Raw genomic sequence first — 1221 nt, forward strand, 5'->3', positions numbered from 1 at the left:
GCCCGAGGCAGTAATCGTCTCAGCAGTACGGTCGCCCATCGGCCGCGCAATGAAGGGTTCGCTCAAGAGCATCCGCCCCGATGACCTTGCGACCCAGATGGTTGCTGCTGCGCTGGCTAAGATCCCCGAGCTCGACCCCACCGAGATCGACGATCTCATGTTCGGCGTCGGTCAGCCTGCCGGCCAGTCGGGCTTCAACATCGCCCGCGTCATCGCCGTCCAGCTCGGCTACGACTTCCTCCCCGGCGTGACGGTCAACCGTTACTGCTCCTCGTCGCTGCAGACCACCCGTATGGCACTGCACGCCATCCGCGCAGGCGAAGGCGATGTCTTCATCTCCGGCGGCGTCGAGTCCGTCTCCAGCTTCGTCACGGGCAACGCCGACGGCATGCCCAACACCAAGAACCCGCTGTTCGACGCAGCACAGGCTCGTAGCGCGAAGCTCGCCGAAGGCGGAGTCGCCTGGACCGATCCTCGCGAAGAGGGCCTGCTCGCCGACGTCTACCTGGGTATGGGCCAGACCGCCGAGAACGTCGCATCCGCTACCGGTATCAGCCGTGAGGACCAGGACCGCTTTGCTGTCCGCAGCCAGAACCTGGCCGAGGCAGCCATCAACCGCGGCTTCTTCGAGCGCGAGATCACGCCGGTCACCCTGGCCGACGGTACCGTCGTCTCCAAGGATGACGGCCCCCGCGCCGGCACCACCTACGAAGCCATCAGTGGCCTCAAGCCCGTCTTCCGTCCCGACGGCACCGTCACCGCCGGCAACGCTTGCCCGCTCAACGACGGCGCAGCCGCTCTGGTGATCATGTCCGACACCAAGGCAAAGGCATTGGGCCTCACGCCCCTCGCCCGCATCGTCTCCACCGGTGTCTCGGGTCTGTCCCCCGAGATCATGGGCCTCGGCCCGATCCAGGCCGTCAAGAACGCCCTGAAGTTCGCCGGCAAGTCGATCTCCGACATCGACCTCTTCGAGATCAACGAAGCGTTCGCTGTTCAGGTCATCGGCTCCGCTCGTGAGCTGGGCATCGAGGAAGACAAGCTCAACATCTCCGGCGGCGCGCTTGCTCTGGGCCACCCGTTCGGTATGACCGGTGCCCGCATCACCAACACCCTGATCAACAACCTGCGCGAGCAGGACAAGACCTTCGGCGTCGAGACCATGTGTGTCGGCGGCGGACAGGGCATGGCAATGGTGATCGAGCGCCTCAGCTGATCCCC

At 65.4% G+C, this 1221-nt stretch carries 1 protein-coding gene; it reads left to right on the forward strand.

What is annotated here, in order from left to right:
• Window positions 1-1216, forward strand: a 1216-nt coding sequence (locus tag QM600_RS29395) for an acetyl-CoA C-acetyltransferase (RefSeq protein WP_283265301.1), incomplete at its 5' end; no start/stop codon positions are given.
• Window positions 1217-1221 lie beyond the last annotated feature (5 nt).

The sequence above is a fragment of the Rhodococcus sp. IEGM 1379 genome (assembly GCF_030056815.1).
GTDB lineage: Bacteria > Actinomycetota > Actinomycetes > Mycobacteriales > Mycobacteriaceae > Rhodococcus_F.